The organism is Streptomyces sp. NPDC048254 (assembly GCF_043201895.1).
Lineage (GTDB): Bacteria > Actinomycetota > Actinomycetes > Streptomycetales > Streptomycetaceae > Streptomyces.
This window is the reverse complement of record NZ_JBICZJ010000008.1, coordinates 452146-470130: the sequence shown is the minus strand read 5'-3', so window position 1 is coordinate 470130 and position 17985 is coordinate 452146. Positions and strand designations below refer to the sequence as shown.

At 70.7% G+C, this 17985-nt stretch carries 12 protein-coding genes; 9 read left to right on the top strand and 3 right to left on the bottom strand.

Annotated elements, in window-relative coordinates:
* Positions 1 to 214: 214 nt before the first annotated feature.
* Positions 215 to 1432 carry a trypsin-like serine peptidase gene (locus ACGFZQ_RS24565; protein ID WP_393842089.1) on the bottom strand — a complete coding sequence of 406 codons (1218 nt, stop codon included), beginning with the start codon at positions 1430 to 1432 and terminating at the stop codon, positions 215 to 217.
* 472 nt (positions 1433 to 1904) lie between these two features.
* On the opposite strand from ACGFZQ_RS24565, the gene ACGFZQ_RS24560 reads away from it, so the two are divergent.
* From ACGFZQ_RS24560 to ACGFZQ_RS24545, 4 genes are all read left to right on the top strand, one after another.
* Positions 1905 to 3752, top strand: coding sequence for a diaminobutyrate--2-oxoglutarate transaminase family protein (locus tag ACGFZQ_RS24560; RefSeq protein ID WP_393842088.1), 1848 nt, complete (start codon positions 1905 to 1907; stop codon positions 3750 to 3752).
* Between the two features lie 387 nt (positions 3753 to 4139).
* Positions 4140 to 6302 (top strand): IucA/IucC family protein, encoded by a 2163-nt coding sequence (locus ACGFZQ_RS24555; RefSeq protein ID WP_393842087.1) that lies wholly within the window; start codon positions 4140 to 4142, stop codon positions 6300 to 6302.
* 401 nt (positions 6303 to 6703) lie between these two features.
* Positions 6704 to 7576 (top strand): GNAT family N-acetyltransferase, encoded by an 873-nt coding sequence (locus ACGFZQ_RS24550; RefSeq protein ID WP_393842101.1) that lies wholly within the window; start codon positions 6704 to 6706, stop codon positions 7574 to 7576.
* A 261-nt stretch (positions 7577 to 7837) separates the two neighbouring features.
* A complete protein-coding gene (locus ACGFZQ_RS24545; protein ID WP_351728426.1) occupies positions 7838 to 9814 on the top strand; it encodes an ATP-dependent DNA helicase in 1977 nt (658 codons plus the stop codon).
* 145 nt (positions 9815 to 9959) lie between these two features.
* Here ACGFZQ_RS24545 and lexA read toward each other — a convergent pair whose 3' ends face one another.
* On the bottom strand, positions 9960 to 10739 hold the full coding sequence (lexA, locus tag ACGFZQ_RS24540; protein WP_393842086.1) for a transcriptional repressor LexA: 780 nt from the start codon (positions 10737 to 10739) through the stop codon (positions 9960 to 9962).
* A gap of 503 nt (positions 10740 to 11242) precedes the next feature.
* Here lexA and nrdR point away from each other — a divergent pair.
* Together nrdR and ACGFZQ_RS24530 are read left to right on the top strand one after the other, a co-directional pair.
* Positions 11243 to 11794: a transcriptional regulator NrdR gene (gene nrdR / locus ACGFZQ_RS24535; protein ID WP_393842085.1), complete on the top strand. Its 552-nt coding sequence runs from the start codon at positions 11243 to 11245 to the stop codon at positions 11792 to 11794.
* 164 nt (positions 11795 to 11958) lie between these two features.
* The gene (locus ACGFZQ_RS24530) at positions 11959 to 14856 is read left to right on the top strand and encodes a vitamin B12-dependent ribonucleotide reductase (RefSeq protein WP_393842084.1); all 2898 of its coding nucleotides are present in this window, start codon (positions 11959 to 11961) and stop codon (positions 14854 to 14856) included.
* 75 nt (positions 14857 to 14931) lie between these two features.
* On the opposite strand, the gene ACGFZQ_RS24525 is transcribed toward ACGFZQ_RS24530, so the two are convergent.
* On the bottom strand, positions 14932 to 15465 hold the full coding sequence (locus tag ACGFZQ_RS24525) for a TerD family protein (RefSeq protein WP_382546336.1): 534 nt from the start codon (positions 15463 to 15465) through the stop codon (positions 14932 to 14934).
* Between the two features lie 151 nt (positions 15466 to 15616).
* Between ACGFZQ_RS24525 and ACGFZQ_RS24520 the strand changes: the two genes are divergently transcribed.
* The 3 genes from ACGFZQ_RS24520 to ACGFZQ_RS24510 all read left to right on the top strand — a co-directional run bounded on the left by ACGFZQ_RS24520 (position 15617) and on the right by ACGFZQ_RS24510 (position 17908).
* Complete coding sequence (locus ACGFZQ_RS24520) at positions 15617 to 16222, top strand: YdbC family protein (protein ID WP_351728439.1); 606 nt, start codon at positions 15617 to 15619, stop codon at positions 16220 to 16222.
* Positions 16223 to 16308: 86 nt separating this feature from the next.
* On the top strand, positions 16309 to 16968 hold the full coding sequence (locus ACGFZQ_RS24515) for a histidine phosphatase family protein (protein ID WP_351728441.1): 660 nt from the start codon (positions 16309 to 16311) through the stop codon (positions 16966 to 16968).
* 10 nt (positions 16969 to 16978) lie between these two features.
* Positions 16979 to 17908, top strand: coding sequence for an ADP-ribosylglycohydrolase family protein (locus ACGFZQ_RS24510; RefSeq protein ID WP_393842083.1), 930 nt, complete (start codon positions 16979 to 16981; stop codon positions 17906 to 17908).
* Positions 17909 to 17985 lie beyond the last annotated feature (77 nt).

The following is a 17985-nucleotide window of genomic DNA, read 5'->3' as shown; positions in this document are numbered from 1 at the left end:
AACGCTCGGCTGGGAAACCCCAGCCGAGCGCCTGCATAAACTGCTCGCGGCCTGATCAACACGACCACGTGTTGCGACCACCCCTAGAAACCGCCTTCAAGGGGGCGGGCCTTCCCGCACCTGGGGGCGCGGGGAACTGCGCGATCAACCACGACGGTGAGTTCGCCGCCGACGCAACCGGTCCATCACGGCGCGAAGGCGACACGCACCGCCCTCACTGATCAGCGAACTCCTTACTGACCCCCTCGTACACGCCCTTGGCCACGTCACCGAACCGCGGCCCGGCCAGCCACCCCGAACTCACCGGTCCGATCGACGTGTTGGACACCAGCGCCGGCTTGCCGTCGGCACCCGTCTCCACCCAGCCGCCACCGGACGCCCCGCCGGTCATCGTGCAGCCGATCCGGTACATCGTCGGCGCCGACGCGTCGACGGACAGCCGCCCCGGCTTGTCCGCGCACTGGTAGAGCAGCGACCCGTCGTACGGCTTCGCCGCCGGATACCCGGTGGCCGTGATGCTCGACACTTTCGGAACGGCCGGTCCGTCGAAGTTCACCGGAAGCGCCGAACCGACCGTCTCCTCAAGGGACTTGCCGCCACTGCCCTGCTCAGGTGTCACATGGATCACGGCGTAGTCGTACGACGCGCCGTCGCCGCCCGTCTCCCCGCCCTGGTTGATCCACTGCTGCGAGGTCTGCGCCCCGTCACCCCACCAGACGCCGTACGGCGCGATCTGGGAGCGCGTCGCCTGCGTGAGCGCCGTCCCCGTCAGCCCCTGGTCGTTGTACGACGGCACGAACGCGATGTTGCGGTACCAGCCGCCGTTCTTGCCGGCGTGCACACAGTGGCCGGCCGTCCACACCAGGTTGGACTTGCCCGGGTGCGCGGGGTCCTCGACGACCGTCGCCGAGCAGACCATCGTGCCCTCGGGGGAGTCGAAGAACACCTTCCCGGCGGTGGCCGCGTTGGCGTGGTACGTCGGCCGCACGGCCTTCGCCTCCACCGGGTCCGGCGTCGGGTCGGTCACCCCCTGGTCACCGGAGAGGTCGTTGTCGTCGACGCCCTTGTCCTTGTCCGGGTCGTCGGCGTCCCGCATCCGGTCCGGGTCCCACAGGCCCTTGATGATGGGGTTGATGAAGTCGTTGGCCTCGCGCAGCCAGTCGTCCTTGTTCCAGTTCTTCCAGGCGCCGTTCTTCCACTTGTCGATGTCGATCCCGTGCTCTTTGAGCTTGTTCTTGATGTCGTCCGGGATCTTGATCTTGCCGTCGCCGGTGTCGGCCGTGGCGGACGCGGACGCCGGGCCGCCCGCGTTGTCGTCGCCGGAGCTGTCGCAGGCGGTGGCGGTCAGCGCCAGCGCCGAAGCGAGGGCGACGGCCGCCAGCGCCCGGGGCGCGCCCCTTCGAAGGGTGAACGACGGCCGGATGGATCGCATGGTGGTGACTCCCCCTGTCGGTAAGGAACTTCAGCGCCACACACTATGCGCTGGCTGTGCGGGGCTTCCCATGGAAGGGCAACGGTTTCGCTACGGGCCCTCCGCCCGGACAACCCCGCCCACCTGCCCCTCCGGCCACAACCGCCCGCAGCCGGCACGGCGCCCTCACCAGTGCGGGAGCCGTGGCTCGGACCCCGGGTGGATCCGGGCCCTGCGGCCGGTGTCGTCGCGGGCGCGTACGCCCGAGTGGAGGTGTACATGGACCGGGGATCGTGTCGAGTGGTGGGCCCTTGTCCGGCGGGTCGAACGGCGGCGGCGGACAGGTCAGGAGCAGGGAAAGGGCGCGGCAAGGATCTTGAGGCAACCCGTAACCCGCTGGACGGTCCGGGGTTGGTAGCGGTGGGGGTTCCGCTGCCTGTGCCCGGTGCCCGCCGATCAACTCGCCTCTGAACAGCGGGGAGGACAGCGAACCGTGGCCGTGACGGAGTCGGTGACCGGGGGGACGTTCGGGGGAGCGCACGCGGCGCACGAGGGGATCCTGAGACGCCAGTCGGCGCGCGAGTCGCGGGCGCGGACCTATGCGCGCGCCCTCCCCATCGTGCCGGTGCGGGCCCGCGGCCTGACCATCGAGGGCGCCGACGGCCGCCGTTACCTGGACTGCCTCTCCGGCGCCGGCACCCTCGCGCTCGGCCACAACCACCCGGTGGTGCTGGAGGCGATCCGCAAGGTCCTCGACTCCGGCGCCCCGCTCTCCGTCCTCGACCTGGCGACCCCCGTCAAGGACGCCTTCATCACCGAACTGTTCCGCACCCTGCCGCCCGGCCTCGCGGACCGCGCCCGCGTCCAGTTCTGCGGGCCCGCCGGTACGGACGCCGTGGAGGCCGCCTTCAAACTCGTCCGGGCCGCGACCGGCCGCACCGGCATCCTCGCCTTCACCGGCGCGTACCACGGCATGACCACCGGCGCGCTGGCCGCCTCCGGCGGAGCCGGCGACGTCCGCGTGGCCCGGCTGCCCTACCCCCAGGACTACCGCTGCCCGTTCGGCGTCGGCGGCCCGGTCGGTGCCGAACTCGCGGCCCGCTGGACCGAGTCCGTCCTCGACGACCCCAAGTCCGGCGTCCCGCTGCCCGCCGGGATGATCCTCGAACCCGTCCAGGGCGAGGGCGGGGTGATCCCGGCACCGGACGAGTGGCTCCGCCGGATGCGCCGGCTCACCGCCGACCGCTCCATCCCCCTCGTCGCGGACGAGATCCAGACCGGGGTGGGCAGGACCGGCGCCTTCTGGGCCGTCGAGCACAGCGGGGTCACCCCCGACGTGATGGTCCTCTCCAAGGCCATCGGCGGCAGCCTCCCCCTCGCTGTCGTCGTCTACCGCGACGACCTCGACGTCTGGGAACCCGGCGCCCACGCCGGCACGTTCCGGGGCAATCAACTCGCCATGGCCGCCGGTACGGCCACCCTCGCCCACGTCCGCGAGAACGGCCTCGCCGAACGCGCGGGCCATCTCGGCTCCCGAATGCTCTCCCAACTGCGCGTCCTCCAGGAGGAGTTCGCGTGCGTGGGTGATGTGCGCGGGCGGGGGCTGATGATCGGGGTGGAACTGGTGGACCCGGAGGGGGAGGAACGTGCGGGAGCTGCGGGGGAGAGGTGCGTGGGGGTTGCGGAGGAGGGATGCGTGCGGGCCGTGGGCGCTGCGGGGGAGGCGGGTGTGCGGCCCGCGGGAGAGGGCGAGGGCGAGGTCTGGGGCTCTGGTAGGGCGGTGGACGTGCGGGGCGGCGCCTTGGGTGAGCGTGCCATGGGCGGCGGTGCCATGGGCGGCGGTGCCATGGGTGGGGGTGGCTTGGGTGGGGGTGGCTTGGGTGGGGGTGGCTTGGGTGGGGGTGGCTTGGGTGGGGGTGCCATCGGGGTGGGTGGCTTGGGTGGTGGGGCCATTGGTGGGGGTGGATGGGACGGCGATGCCGTGAGCGGCGGCCTGGTGAGTGGGGGGCATTGGGGTGGCGGTGAGGCGAGTGGGGGCGACCGGGGTGGTGGCGCGGTGAGCGGGTGGGGCGGTGCGGGTCGGCCCCGCCCGCATCCCGCCGCTCCCGAACTGGCCGCTGCCGTGCAGCGCGCTTGCCTGGAACGGGGCCTGATCGTCGAGCTCGGCGGCCGCCATGCCGGTGTTGTACGACTCCTGCCGCCGCTGAACATCACCGATGAACAGGCGACCGCCGTCCTGGACCGCCTCGCCGACGCCGTGGCAGCGGTGGCCCGCGACCCGGCCGCACACGGCGTCCGGCAGCCTCGCCGACCCGACGGCCGCAAGGAGCCGGCCGGCTAGCCAACTCACCCGGAACGGGCCGACCGGCCACCGCGCCCGTGGCGACTCAGCCGCGCGCAACGCTCGGAGGGAACCGACCCGTCCGACCGTCCGGCAGGCGCCCACCCGCCGGGCCGCGGTCAGCAGGCCGGCCGCCCGGCGCCGCCGAACCGTCGTGAGCAGGCCGGCCGCCCGGCGCCGCCGAACCGAACCAGTCGGCCGGTGCGCCCGGAGCGGCCCGGTCGGCCCGGCTGACGCGACCGGCCCGTGCATGAGACCCCACATCGTCCACACCTCTCCCGTAAGGACAGCCAGCACTCAATTCACCCCCTGACCAGCAGAGTTCGCCGCGTACGACGGCCAACGCCAACGGCCACCCCGCACCGCCCGAGCCCCCGAGGAACCCCCTTGAACGCCACCCCCGCCCCCGACGACCACGGAGACCAAGGCCCACAGGGACGCCCCGTTCCGCTTGCCGAGTCGGTTCCCCAGCAGCGCGGCCGCGCTTTCCAGCCCGAGCGGCCTCGCGACGACACCGGGGACCTTCTGGAAGACCCCGACCCGGACACCGCCGCCCAGGCCGCCGCCGTGGAGAACCTGCTCCGCTGCTGGGCACGCGAGACGGACCTCCCCGCGCCCGGCACCGGCACCCTTCGCATCCCGCTGCCCGCCAGCGGTACGGCCCTGATCACCCCGGTCCGCCACTGGTCCCCGACCGGCTGGCACCGCTTCGGCCCACCCCGCCTGGCGGGCGCCCCCGACACCGCCCCACCCGTCGACGCGCTCACCCTCACGGCCCTGCTCACCCGCGAGACGGCCGGAGCCGCAGGAGACACGGTGGGCCGAGCCCAGAGCGGTCTCGGTCACGTCGATGGGAACGCCGGCCGAGCCGACGGCAGCGTAGGTCCGGCCGAGGGCACTCTCCCCCAGGCCGAGGGCATCCTCCCCCAGGCCAACGGCGGTTCCGTCCAGGCCAACGGCGGTTCGGCCCAGGTCAACAGCAGTTCCGCCCAGGCCAACGGCGTACCCGCCCACCCCGACCGCGGTCCTGTCCGTGCCGAAGGCCACCCCCGCCTCGCCGAAGGCACCCCCCGCACTCAGGCCGTTTCCGACGCCGGCGACCTCGTGGCCCGGGTCGCCGACTCCCTGCGCCGCACGGTCACCTTCATCACGGACCGGCGTGCCCACCCCGCCGACGGCCCCGACCGATTTCTCGCCGCCGAGCAGGCTCTCCTTCTCGGGCATCCCCTGCACCCGACCCCGAAGAGCCGCGAGGGCCTGACCGACTCCGAAGCCCGGCTCTACTCACCGGAGTTGCGCGGCTCCTTCCCCCTGCACTGGATGGCGGTCGCCTCCTCCCTGCTCGCCACCGACTCGGCCTGGACCGAGCGCGGCCGCCCCGTCCCCGCGCCGCACCTCATGGAAAGCCTGGCCGGCACGCCCCTGCCTCTGCCCGACGGCTACGGCGCCGCCCTGCCCCTGCATCCCTGGCAGGCCCGCGAGGTCCGGCACCGCGAGGCGACCGCCGCCCTCCTCGACGCCGGACTCCTGCGCGACCTGGGCCCCCTCGGCGCCCCCTGGTCTCCCACCTCCTCCGTACGAACCGTCCACCGCACCGGCGCCACCGCCATGCTCAAACTGTCGCTGGGCCTGCGCATCACCAACTCCCGCCGGGAGAACCTCCGCAAGGAACTCCACCGAGGCGTGGAGATCCACCGCCTGCTGCGCACCGGCCTCGCCAAGCAGTGGCAGGCCGCGCACCCCGGCTTCGACATCGTGCGCGACCCCGCCTGGCTGGGCGTGGACGGCCAGGACGGCCGGCCCGTGCCCGGACTCGACGTGGTGATCCGGCACAACCCGTTCACCCCCGCCGACGACGTGTCCTGCCTCGCCGGGCTGGTCGCACCCCGCCCCCTCGACGCCCCGGTGGCCAACGGCAGCCCCCGCCCGAACCGGTCCCGGCTGGCCCGGTTGGTCGCACGGCTCGCCGAACGCACCGGCCGCCCCGTCGGCGCCGTCAGTGCCGAGTGGTTCCTGCGCTACCTGGAGCAGGTCGTCCGCCCGGTGCTCTGGCTCGACGGCGAGGCCGGTATCGCCCTGGAGGCACACCAGCAGAACACCCTGCTCCTGCTGGACGCCGACGGCTGGCCCGCCGGCGGGCGCTACCGCGACAACCAGGGCTACTACTTCCGCGAGTCCCGGCGGGCAGAACTCGACGCCCGGCTGCCCGGCATCGGTGAGCACAGCGACACCTTCGTCCCCGACGAGGTCACCGACGAACGCTTCGCCTACTACCTCGGCATCAACAACGTGCTCGGTCTGATCGGCGCGTTCGGCTCCCAGCGGCTCGCCGACGAGCGCCTGCTGCTCGCGGCCTTCCGCCGGTTCCTCACCGACACGGCCTCCGGACCCGCCCGGCTGCGCACCTCCCTGCCCAGCCGCCTGCTCGACTCACCCGTCCTGCGCTGCAAGGCCAACCTGCTGACCCGGCTGCACGGCCTCGACGAACTCGTCGGCCCGGTCGACACCCAGTCCGTCTACGTCACCATCACCAACCCCCTCCACGCCTGACCGCCCGACCGTCCTGCCCACGCCGACTTCATCACCGGCCCTCCCACCACCGCCTTTCCATGACCGACCTCCACCGCTCTTCATTCACCGACCTCCATTCACCTCACCGACCGAGGAACATGACCCACCTCGTCTCCTGAGAGGAGCGCACCATGCCTCCCACCGACGCGAGCGCCGACGCAGGCCCCGTACCGGTCCACCCCGCCCACCCCGCCCATCCCGCCCATCCCGGCCGCTCAGGTCCCGCCGAGGACACCCGGGACTGCGAGGACACCCTGGACCTCCGCCTGCCCGCCGAACTCCTCGCCCTCTTCGCCGGGAAGGCGACCGGCCCCGATCCCGGTGGGACGACCCACACCGACGTCGGCGGGACGCCCGGCCCCGACAACGGCGGTGGAGGACTGCCCGCACCGACCGCGCCGGACGGCCCCCGCACCGCCCCGACCACCGAGGCCCAGGCCCCCGCGCTCGACCTCGAACGAGCCGTCGCCCTCGACGACGAACGAGCCGTCGCACCCGCCCACGAACGAGCAGCCGCCCTCGACGAGGAACGAGCAGCCGCTCTCAGTCACGAACAACCGCCCCCGCCCGGTCCTGGCCGACCGACTCCACACGCTCCTGACCGACGGAATCCGCACGCTCCCGTCCGACCAACCCATCTCCACCACGACCCGCTGGGTCCACTCGACCCGCTCGGCCCACTCGACCTGCTCGATCAGCTCGCCACCTGGGGCCCCACGGAGTCCCCTGTCGGCGCCTTCCACCTCGTGCCGGTCCATGTCGAACGCGACCTGCCGATCATCAGCCGCTGGATGAACGACCCCGCCGTGGCCGCGTTCTGGCAGTTGGCCGGCTCACGGGCGCAGACGGAGGACCACCTGCACGGCCAACTCGCGGGAGACGGCCGCAGCGTGCCGTGCCTGGGGAGACTCGACGGCACTCCGATGAGCTACTGGGAGATCTACCGGGCGGACCTGGACCCGCTCGCCCGCCACTATCCGGCCCGCCCGCACGACACCGGGGTCCACCTCCTGATCGGCGATGCCGCCGACCGTGGGCGGGGACTGGGGTCCGCCCTGCTCAGAGCCGTGGCCGATCTCGTACTCGATCACCGCCCCGCCTGCGCGCGCGTCGTCGCGGAGCCCGATCTTCGAAACACCCCCTCCGTGGCCGCCTTCCTCGGCGCGGGCTTCCGCTACGCCGCCGAGGTCGACCTGCCTGCCAAACGGGCCGCCCTCATGATCCGAGACCGGTCCCTACGTCATCTGATGTAGCGCTGAGTGATGGCGCGTACACATGTAGTACGAAGCGGCCGCCGATCAAGTTCCCGGCCACTCGGAAGAATTCGGAAGATTCCAGTTCCCGGCCGCCCGGGAGAAAGCGACGCGGTCAAACCCCCGAACCTGCCCTTTCCTCCGCTCCCCTTCCTCAGCCCCTCCTCAGCCCACCCGTCCAGGAGCACCCGGCGTGATCCCATCCCCCGTCCCCGCCTTGATCGCCCGATTGTCAGTGCCGGGCCGTAGGGTGGTCGCGCTATGACGAAGCCCTCACTCCCTGAACTCCTGCATGCCGCTGTCACAGCTGTCGGCGGTACGGAGCGCCCCGGCCAGGTGACCATGGCCGAATCGGTCGCCGAAGCGATCGACGACGGATCCCATCTGCTGGTCCAGGCCGGCACCGGCACCGGAAAGTCGCTCGGCTATCTGGTGCCCGCGCTGGCCCACGGGGAGCGGGTCGTCGTGGCGACGGCGACCCTCGCCCTGCAGAGACAGCTGGTGGAGCGCGATCTGCCGCGCACCGTCGACGCCCTGCACCCGCTGCTGCGCCGCCGCCCGGAGTTCGCGATGCTCAAGGGCAGGTCGAACTACCTGTGTCTGCACCGGCTGCACGAGGGCGTGCCGCAGGACGAGGAGGAGGGCCTCTTCGACCAGTTCGAGGCGGCGGCGCCGACCAGCAAGCTCGGCCAGGATCTGCTGCGGCTGCGTGACTGGGCGGACGAGACCGAGACCGGTGACCGTGACGGCCTCACCCCCGGCGTCTCCGACAAGGCCTGGGCCCAGGTCTCGGTCTCCTCGCGGGAGTGCCTCGGCGCCTCCAAGTGCGCCTACGGCGCCGAGTGCTTCGCCGAGACGGCCCGCGAGCGCGCGAAGCTCGCGGATGTCGTCGTCACGAACCATGCGCTGCTCGCGATCGACGCCATCGAGGGTGCCCCGGTGCTCCCGCAGCACGAGGTGCTGATCGTGGACGAGGCGCACGAGCTGGTCTCGCGGGTCACCGGCGTCGCCACCGGCGAGCTCACCCCGGGCCAGGTCAACCGCGCGGTCCGGCGCGCCGCCAAGCTGGTCGACGAGAAGGCCGCCGACCAGCTCCAGACCGCGGCGGAGGGTTTCGAGCGGCTGATGGAACTGGCCCTGCCGGGCCGACTGGAGGAGATTCCGGAGGACCTCGGCTATGCCCTGGCGGCCCTCAGGGACGCCGCCCGCACCGTGATCTCGGCGATCGGCACGACCCGTGACAAGTCGGTCCAGGACGAGGACGCGGTCCGCAAACAGGCGCTGGCCTCGGTGGAGACCGTGCACGACGTGGCGGAGCGGATCGTGAACGGCTCCGAGTGGGACGTCGTCTGGTACGAACGCCACGACCGCTTCGGCGCCTCCGTGCGGGTCGCCCCGATGTCCGTGTCGGGGCTGCTCCGGGAGAAGCTCTTCGCGGACCGCTCGGTCACCCTCACCTCGGCGACCCTCAAACTCGGCGGCGACTTCAACGGCGTGGGCGCCTCCCTGGGCCTCGCCCCGGAGGGCATCGAGGGCGATGACCTCCCGCAGTGGAAGGGTGTCGACGTCGGTTCCCCCTTCGACTACCCGAAGCAGGGCATCCTCTATGTCGCCAAGCACCTGTCGCGCCCCGCGCGCGACGGCGACCGCGCCGACATGCTGGACGAACTGACCGAACTGATCCAGGCGGCCGGTGGCCGCACCCTCGGCCTCTTCTCCTCGATGCGGGCCGCCCAGCAGGCCGCAGAGGAGCTGCGTGTCCGGATGCCCGAGTTCCCGATACTCCTGCAGGGCGAGGAGACCCTCGGCGAGCTGATCAAGAACTTTGCGGCGGACCCCCAGACCTGTCTCTTCGGCACGCTGTCGCTGTGGCAGGGCGTCGACGTCCCGGGCCCCAGCTGCCAGCTGGTCGTCATGGACAAGATCCCGTTCCCGCGCCCGGACGACCCGCTGATGAGCGCCCGGCAGAAGGCCGTCGAGGACGCCGGCGGCAATGGCTTCATGGCGGTCGCCGCCACCCACGCCGCGCTGCTGATGGCCCAGGGCGCGGGCCGGCTGGTCCGGGCGTCGGGGGACCGGGGTGTGGTCGCCGTACTCGATCAGCGGTTGGCCACCGCGCGGTACGGCGGCTATCTGAAGTCCTCACTGCCCGACTTCTGGTACACCACGGACCGTAACCAGGTCCGGAAGTCGCTGGCGGCCATCGATGCGGCGGCGCGGCAGGCGGAGACCAAGTGATCGCGGGTTGGCCTGTCCCGGCCCGGGACAGGCCAACCCGCGATCCGAAGAGCGCCGTGGGTCCGGACAGCGCAGGACCCCGGAACCGGCGCAGGGGTCCCGGGGCCCGATCGGAGGGCGGGCGGATGACCGCCCGCCGCAGGCGTCAGACGCGCCGCAGTACTGCGACGACCTTGCCCAGGATGGTCGCGTCGTCGCCGGGGATCGGCTCGTAGGCCGAGTTGTGGGGGAGGAGCCACACGTGGCCGTCCTCGCGCTTGAAGCGCTTGACGGTGGCCTCGCCGTCGAGCATCGCGGCGACGATGTCGCCGTTCTCGGCGACCGGCTGACGGCGGACGGTGACCCAGTCACCGTCACAGATCGCGGCTTCGAGCATGGAGTCACCGACGACCTTGAGCACGAACAGCTCGCCGTCACCGACCAGCTGCCGGGGGAGAGGGAAGACGTCCTCGACCGACTCCTCGGCGAGGATCGGGCCACCGGCGGCGATCCGGCCGACCAGCGGGACATACGATGCGGCGGGCTTGCCGGCGGTGTCCGTGGGCTGCACGGTCACGGCCTGGTCGGAGCCGCGCACCTCGTAGGCGCGCGGGCGGTGCGGGTCGCGGCGCAGGAAGCCCTTGCGCTCCAGTGCCATCAGCTGGTGCGCCACCGACGACGTGCTGGACAGGCCGACGGCCTGGCCGATCTCCCGCATCGACGGCGGGTAGCCCCGCCGCTGCACCGAGTCCCTGATCACCTCGATCACCCGGCGCTGCCGGTCGGTGAGCCCCGAGCTGTCCGCCCGGATGCCTGGAGGTCGGCCCGGCAGGGAACGCTTGTGTCCCTCGGGATTCACGGCTTCGTTCATGGCATGCACCGGGTCGAGTCGGCCCTGGGAGCGGTCCTGGGCGGTGATGGTGGCACTGTCTGCGGTCGTGGTCACGTCGGCCCCTCTCGATGGTCTCCCTGCTGGACAACGGTAGTTGCTTTCGAAAGGTTGCGCCAAACACACGTTCGAGTGAAAAAACGCGGTTCACCGTACGCGATCACATGTCTGGGTGTATGGCTCACGCGGTACCCGGCGGACAAAAGGTCCATGGTTGTACTCTTCACCGCCGGACTGATGGCCTCGTGGGTGTGCCCAGTCTGCCATCCGGACCGCCGCCGACCGGGACGACCCTCCCCATCTGCGCCGGAGTCGCACGTGACCTCCGTGCGGCGCCCACGGTATCTCCGTATCCGCCGTAGCGGTACGTGTGCGACACGCGCAAACTGCCGATGTGTCAGCGGATCCCTACATCTAGTGGTTGGATTGCGGCTGTAGCCCACAAGTTGTGGTCCCCCGGGTCTCGGAGCCCTCGGCGATCGCCTATGCTTGGGGCTGCTTCGAGGGGTCCATGAGGCCCCACGAGGCCATCGAGTCTGCTGTGAGGAGGGTTGGAGATCATGCACTGCCCCTTCTGCAGGCACCCCGACAGCCGCGTGGTCGACAGTCGTACGACCGACGACGGCACGTCGATCCGCAGGCGCCGCCAGTGCCCTGACTGCTCCCGTCGTTTCACGACCGTGGAGACGTGCTCGCTCATGGTGGTGAAGCGGTCCGGAGTCACCGAGCCATTCAGCCGTACCAAGGTCATCAACGGCGTGCGCAAAGCGTGCCAGGGGCGGCCTGTCACCGAGGACGCACTCGCCCAGCTCGGCCAGCGGGTCGAGGAGGCGGTGCGGGCCACCGGAAGTGCCGAGCTGACCACCCACGACGTGGGGCTGGCCATACTCGGCCCGTTGCAGGAACTCGACCTCGTCGCCTACCTGCGATTCGCCTCCGTCTACCGGGCTTTCGACTCGCTCGAGGACTTCGAGGCCGCGATCGCGGAGCTCAGGCAGGTGGCGCAGGGCCCCGTCGCGGACGACGAAGACGCGGGAGCGGGGAGCCAGAAGAACGATCACGGGCCGGGCGGGGCCACTCGGGCGCCCACGCCCGTCCACTCCGCCGGCTGACAGGCGGACCGGAACCGGGCGGAGGACCCGAATCCGGTTGTCGGACGGCGATCCAGGACTTGTCGCGGGTGGCAGCAGAGGGTGCCCGCGACGTGAGAACAGAACAGCGTGTCACGGGAACATCGTGGCATTTCAGGGCGTTTTAGCCCGTAGAGGGAGGCGGCATGACAGAGACGGCGAGCGGTCCGGCACGGAGTTCCCGCGCGAAGGGCACCAAGGCCACCAAGGGACTGCGTATCGAGCGCATCCACACCACCCCCGGCGTACACCCGTACGACGAGGTGAGCTGGGAGCGCCGTGACGTCGTCATGACCAACTGGCGCGACGGCTCGGTCAATTTCGAGCAGCGTGGCGTCGAGTTCCCCGACTTCTGGTCGGTGAACGCGGTCAACATCGTCACCAGCAAGTACTTCCGGGGTGCCGTCGGCACCCCGCAGCGCGAGACCGGCCTCAGGCAGCTGATCGACCGCATCGTGAAGACGTACCGGAAGGCCGGCGAGGACCACAAGTACTTCGCCTCGCCCGCCGACGCCGAGATCTTCGAGCACGAGCTGGCTTACGCCCTCCTGCACCAGGTCTTCAGCTTCAACAGCCCCGTGTGGTTCAACGTGGGCACCCCGCAGCCCCAGCAGGTCTCCGCCTGCTTCATCCTGTCCGTCGACGACTCCATGGAGTCGATCCTCGACTGGTACAAGGAAGAGGGCATGATCTTCAAGGGCGGCTCCGGTGCCGGCCTGAACCTCTCCCGGATCCGCTCCTCCAAGGAGCTGCTCTCCTCCGGCGGCAACGCCTCCGGCCCGGTCTCCTTCATGCGTGGTGCCGACGCCTCCGCCGGCACCATCAAGTCGGGCGGTGCCACCCGCCGCGCCGCCAAGATGGTCATCCTGGACGTCGACCACCCCGACATCGAGGACTTCATCCAGACCAAGGTCAAGGAAGAGGAGAAGATCCGCGCCCTGCGTGACGCGGGCTTCGACATGGACCTGGGCGGCGACGACATCACCTCCGTCCAGTACCAGAACGCCAACAACTCGGTCCGCGTGAACGACGAGTTCATGAGGGCGGTCGAGCAGGGCGGGCAGTTCGGCCTGCGTGCCCGGATGACCGGCGAGGTCATCGAGGAGGTCCAGGCCAAGGACCTGTTCCGCAAGATGGCCGAGGCGGCCTGGGCCTGCGCCGACCCGGGCATCCAGTACGACGACACGATCAACCACTGGCACACCTGCCCGGAGTCCGGCCGGATCAACGGCTCGAACCCCTGCAGCGAGTACATGCACCTGGACAACACGTCCTGCAACCTCGCCTCGCTGAACCTGATGAAGTTCCTGAAGGACGACGGCAAGGGCAGCCAGTCCTTCGAGGTCGAGCGCTTCGCGAAGGTCGTCGAGCTGGTCATCACCGCGATGGACATCTCCATCTGCTTCGCGGACTTCCCGACCCAGAAGATCGGTGAGAACACCCGCGCCTTCCGCCAGCTCGGCATCGGCTACGCCAACCTCGGCGCCCTGCTGATGGCGACCGGCCACGCCTACGACTCCGACGGCGGCCGCGCGCTCGCCGGTGCCATCACCTCCCTGATGACCGGCACGGCGTACAAGCGCTCCGCCGAACTCGCCGCGGTCGTCGGCCCGTACGACGGCTACGCCCGCAACGCCGACGCCCACAACCGCGTCATGAAGCAGCACGCCGACGCCAACACCGTGGCCGCCCGCGGGGACGACCTGGACACGCCGGTCTGGGCCGCCGCCACGGAGACCTGGCAGGACGTGGTGCGCCTCGGTGAGAAGAACGGTTTCCGTAACTCTCAGGCGTCCGTCCTCGCCCCCACCGGCACCATCGGTCTCGCGATGTCCTGCGACACCACCGGTGTCGAGCCCGACCTGGCGCTCGTGAAGTTCAAGAAGCTGGTCGGCGGCGGTTCGATGCAGATCGTCAACGGCACCGTGCCGCAGGCCCTGCGCCGCCTGGGCTACCAGGAGGAGCAGATCGAGGCGATCGTCGCCCACATCGCCGACAACGGCAACGTGATCGACGCCCCCGGCCTCAGGCAGGAGCACTACGAGGTCTTCGACTGCGCCATGGGCGAGCGCGCCATCTCCCCGATGGGCCACGTCCGCATGATGGCCGCGATCCAGCCCTGGATCTCCGGCGCCATCTCCAAGACGGTCAACATGCCGGAGACGGCGACCGTCGAGGAGGTCGAGGAGATCTACTACGAGGCCTGGAAGCTCGGCGTCAAGGCGCTCGCGATCTACCGCGACAACTGCAAGGTCGGCCAGCCGCTCTCCGCCAAGACCAAGGAGAAGTCCGCGGCCGACGCCGTCACCGAGAAGACCGAGGCGACCATCCGCGAGACGGTCGAGAAGGTCGTCGAGTACCGCCCGGTCCGCAAGCGCCTCCCGAAGGGTCGTCCTGGCATCACCACGTCCTTCACCGTCGGTGGCGCCGAGGGCTACATGACGGCCAACTCCTACCCGGACGACGGCCTGGGCGAGGTCTTCCTGAAGATGTCCAAGCAGGGCTCGACCCTGGCGGGCATGATGGACGCCTTCTCCATCGCGGTCTCCGTCGGCCTCCAGTACGGCGTGCCGCTGGAGACGTACGTCTCGAAGTTCACCAACATGCGCTTCGAGCCGGCCGGTATGACGGACGACCCGGACGTGCGGATGGCGCAGTCGATCGTCGACTACATCTTCCGCCGCCTGGCGCTGGACTTCCTGCCCTTCGAGACGCGCTCCGCGCTCGGCATCCACTCCGCCCCGGAGCGCCAGCGTCACCTGGAGACCGGTTCGTACGAGCCGTCCGACGACGAGGTCGACGTCGAGGGCCTGGCCCAGTCCGCGCCGCGCGCCCAGGAGCTGAAGGCCGTCGCCTCCCCGAAGGCCGAGACCGGGGCGGCTAAGCCCGCCCCGCAGCAGGCCCACACCAGCGCCGAACTGGTGGAGATGCAGCTGGGCATCCAGGCCGACGCCCCGCTCTGCTTCTCCTGCGGTACGAAGATGCAGCGGGCCGGTTCCTGCTACATCTGCGAGGGCTGCGGCTCGACCAGCGGCTGCAGCTGACGAGTTGATGTGAAGTGAAGTAAGGGGCGTCGGCCATGGCCGACGCCCCTTACCGCTGCTCCTGGCTGCTCGCCGTCACGGCCGGCCGAGGCCGCCCATGGCACGGGTGAAGACCACGGGGTCGTCCTCGAACCCGTGCAGGCCGGGCCGGAAGCTCCAGTCGCCGGACCCGTCGCGCACGAACTCCGCGACGGCGGCCGCCGTCGCCCCGAGGACCGAGCCGAAGTCGTCCTCGGTCAGCACGTTGTAGCCCTCCCGGACGCGCACCTCCGGGTTCAGGACGTTCACGAACGTCCGGTGCGCGGACCGCTGTTGGATGACGACTCCGACCACCACGCGCGTGTAGCGGGCGTCGAGCCGGTCGAGTTCGAGCGTCATCACCTCGTCCCAGCCGAAACCTTTGCCGTCCTGGCTGTCCCGGTTGAGAAAGATCGTGCCGTCGGGCGAGCGGCTGTCGAAGTGCACGAGATAGGCCGCGGTCCCGTACGGGTCGCCCGCCGTGTAGGTACCGGCGATGATGTCGAGATCGGTGGGCGGCTGCCCGGCCTGGCTGGGATCCCACTTCAGCGCGACCTCGACCTTGCGGATCGCCTTGCTGAAACCGCTCATCACGCGTCCCCTTCCCCCTAGAGGTCCACTGCCCCAACTGATGGCCTGCCAAGGCTCTTTGTCCATCGTGCCACGCGCGCGGGGGCGCATGCGCGGGTGATCTCCGCCGGAGCGTGACCGACGCCACGTCCCATGGCCTTACGATGGCGCGGTGCTGGTCAAGTGGATTCGTTGCACCGTGGTGGACCGCCGCGGGTTCGAGCGGGGGCAGCGAAAATGGGCGGGGCTTCTGGGGGAGCCGGGATTTCGCGGACAGGGCGGGGGCTGGAGTCGGCAGCGAGCCGGAGTGGCGCACATCTTTGCCTTCTGGGAAAGCCGTGCCTTCTACGACTCCTTCATGGCGCGCTCGCACGACCGTCTGGCCGCGTCCCAGTCCGGCACGTACAAGGACCAGCAGGTCAAGCTGTTCGAGTACCGGTTCGATGTGAAGACCGGCTTCGAACCGCGGTTCACGGACTCCGACCTGATCCGGGTGGCCCTCTGCCGGGTGCACGAGGAGCGTGTCGAGCACTTCACGCTGATGCAGGAGAAGGTCTGGAACCCGGCGATGGCCGGCTCGCCGGGCATGATCCGCGGTATGTTCGCGGAGGCTCCGGCGCACGAGTTCATGATCCTCTCGATGTGGCGGGCGGCCGCCGAACACGGCAAGTACCGCACCGAGCGGGTGGAACGCCTGGCACTGCGCGCCCAGACGGAGGCCGACATCGCGGCCCTCACGGGCGACATCGTCGAGCTCGAACCGAGCTGGATCGTTTGAACCTCCAACCCCTGATTTGTGTGACCTACGCTGTATGGAGCCCATCCGAGTGCTCTAATTTCCGTCACTCGATCTAGGGTTTTGGCATGGCACGACCACGGCGCATCGTCCTTGTCCGGCACGGCGAGTCAACCGGCAATGTCGACGACTCCGTGTATGAGCGGGAACCCGACCACTCACTGGCCCTGACCGAGCGGGGCTGGCGACAGGCCGAGGAGACCGGAAAACGCATCCGGGAGATCTTCGGCCAGGAGCCCGTCAGCGTGTACGTCTCCCCGTACCGCCGTACGCACGACACCCTCCGCGCCTTCCACCTCGATCCGGACCTCATACGCGTGCGCGAGGAGCCCCGGCTGCGGGAGCAGGACTGGGGAAACTGGCAGGACCGCGACGACGTACGACTGCAGAAGACGTACCGGGACGCGTACGGGCACTTCTTCTTCCGCTTCCCCCAGGGCGAGTCCGGGGCCGATGTGTACGACCGGGTCGGCGGCTTCCTGGAGAGCCTGTTCCGCAGCTTCGAGGCGCCGGACCATCCGCCCAACGTGCTCCTGGTGACCCACGGCCTGGCGATGCGGCTGTTCTGCATGCGCTGGTTCCACTGGACGGTCGCGGACTTCGAGTCCCTGTCCAACCCCGGGAACGCGGAGATGCGGATGCTCGTTCTCGGGGACGACGGCAAGTACACGCTCGACCGGCCTTTCGACCGCTGGCGGGACCCGGAGCCCAACTGGATGAGCGGCTAGGCTGGCCGAGATGACCTTTTCCTCCGACAATTCGAACGCCGGGCGCCTGGACCGCGCCCTGGCCAGCCTGCGCGGACTCGCGACCGGCGACGCGCTGGGCTCACAGTTCTTCGTTCCGGCGAACTATCCGCTGCTGCAGCGGCGCGAGCTGCCGCCGGCCCCCTGGCAGTGGACCGACGACACCGAGATGGCCTGTTCCGTCGTCGCCGTCCTCGCCGCCCACCACCGTATCGACCAGGACGCGCTGGCCCACTCCTTCGCCGCGCACCACGACTTCGACCGGGGCTACGGCCCCGCCGTCAACCGGCTGCTCCGGCTCGTCAGGGAGGGCGGCGACTGGCGCGAACTGGCGGCCGCGCTCTTCAACGGGCGCGGCTCGTGGGGCAACGGAGCGGCGATGCGGATCGCGCCCCTGGGGGCCTGGTACGCGGACGATCCGGAGCAGGCCACCCACCAGGCCGAGATTTCGGCCTACCCCACCCACCAGCACCGCGAGGCGGTGGTCGGGGCCATGGCGGTCGCCGCGGCGGCGGCACTGGCGGCGGCGCCCGGCGGCCCGCCGAGTCCCGAGGGGCTCCTCGACGGGGTCGTCGCGCTCGTCCCGAGGAGCGCCGTCGGCCAGGGCCTGCGGCGCGCCCGCGACATGCTCGACTACGGCGACGCGGGGACCGTGGCGGCCGTGCTGGGCTGTGGACGGCGTACGAGCGCCCATGACACCGTCCCCTTCGCCCTCTGGTCGGCGGCACGTGCCCTCGGTGACTACGGCTCGGCGTTCTGGACGACCGCGCAGGTGGGCGGCGATGTGGACACCACTTGCGCCATCGTCGGCGGCGTACTCGCGGCAGGCAAGGCGGGAGCGCCCCCGGCCGCATGGACGGAGCGGACGGAGGCGCTGCCGGAATGGGCGCCGACGGGGACGGGGACCGCTGTCGGCGCATGACCGCCGCACACGGGGACCGCTGTCGGCGGTTGACCGTCGGCATAGGTGACCGGTGTAGGTGGTTGCCTGCCGGTATA

What these genes read in the sequence shown, in the direction of transcription:
- ACGFZQ_RS24565 (WP_393842089.1), bottom strand. Translation starts at nt 1,432, where the DNA reads ATGCGATCCATCCGGCCGTCGTTCACCCTTCGAAGGGGCGCGCCCCGG.
- ACGFZQ_RS24545 (WP_351728426.1), top strand. Translation starts at nt 7,838, where the DNA reads ATGACGAAGCCCTCACTCCCTGAACTCCTGCATGCCGCTGTCACAGCT.
- nrdR (WP_393842085.1), top strand. Translation starts at nt 11,243, where the DNA reads ATGCACTGCCCCTTCTGCAGGCACCCCGACAGCCGCGTGGTCGACAGT.
- ACGFZQ_RS24530 (WP_393842084.1), top strand. Translation starts at nt 11,959, where the DNA reads ATGACAGAGACGGCGAGCGGTCCGGCACGGAGTTCCCGCGCGAAGGGC.
- ACGFZQ_RS24525 (WP_382546336.1), bottom strand. Translation starts at nt 15,465, where the DNA reads ATGAGCGGTTTCAGCAAGGCGATCCGCAAGGTCGAGGTCGCGCTGAAG.
- ACGFZQ_RS24515 (WP_351728441.1), top strand. Translation starts at nt 16,309, where the DNA reads ATGGCACGACCACGGCGCATCGTCCTTGTCCGGCACGGCGAGTCAACC.
- ACGFZQ_RS24510 (WP_393842083.1), top strand. Translation starts at nt 16,979, where the DNA reads ATGACCTTTTCCTCCGACAATTCGAACGCCGGGCGCCTGGACCGCGCC.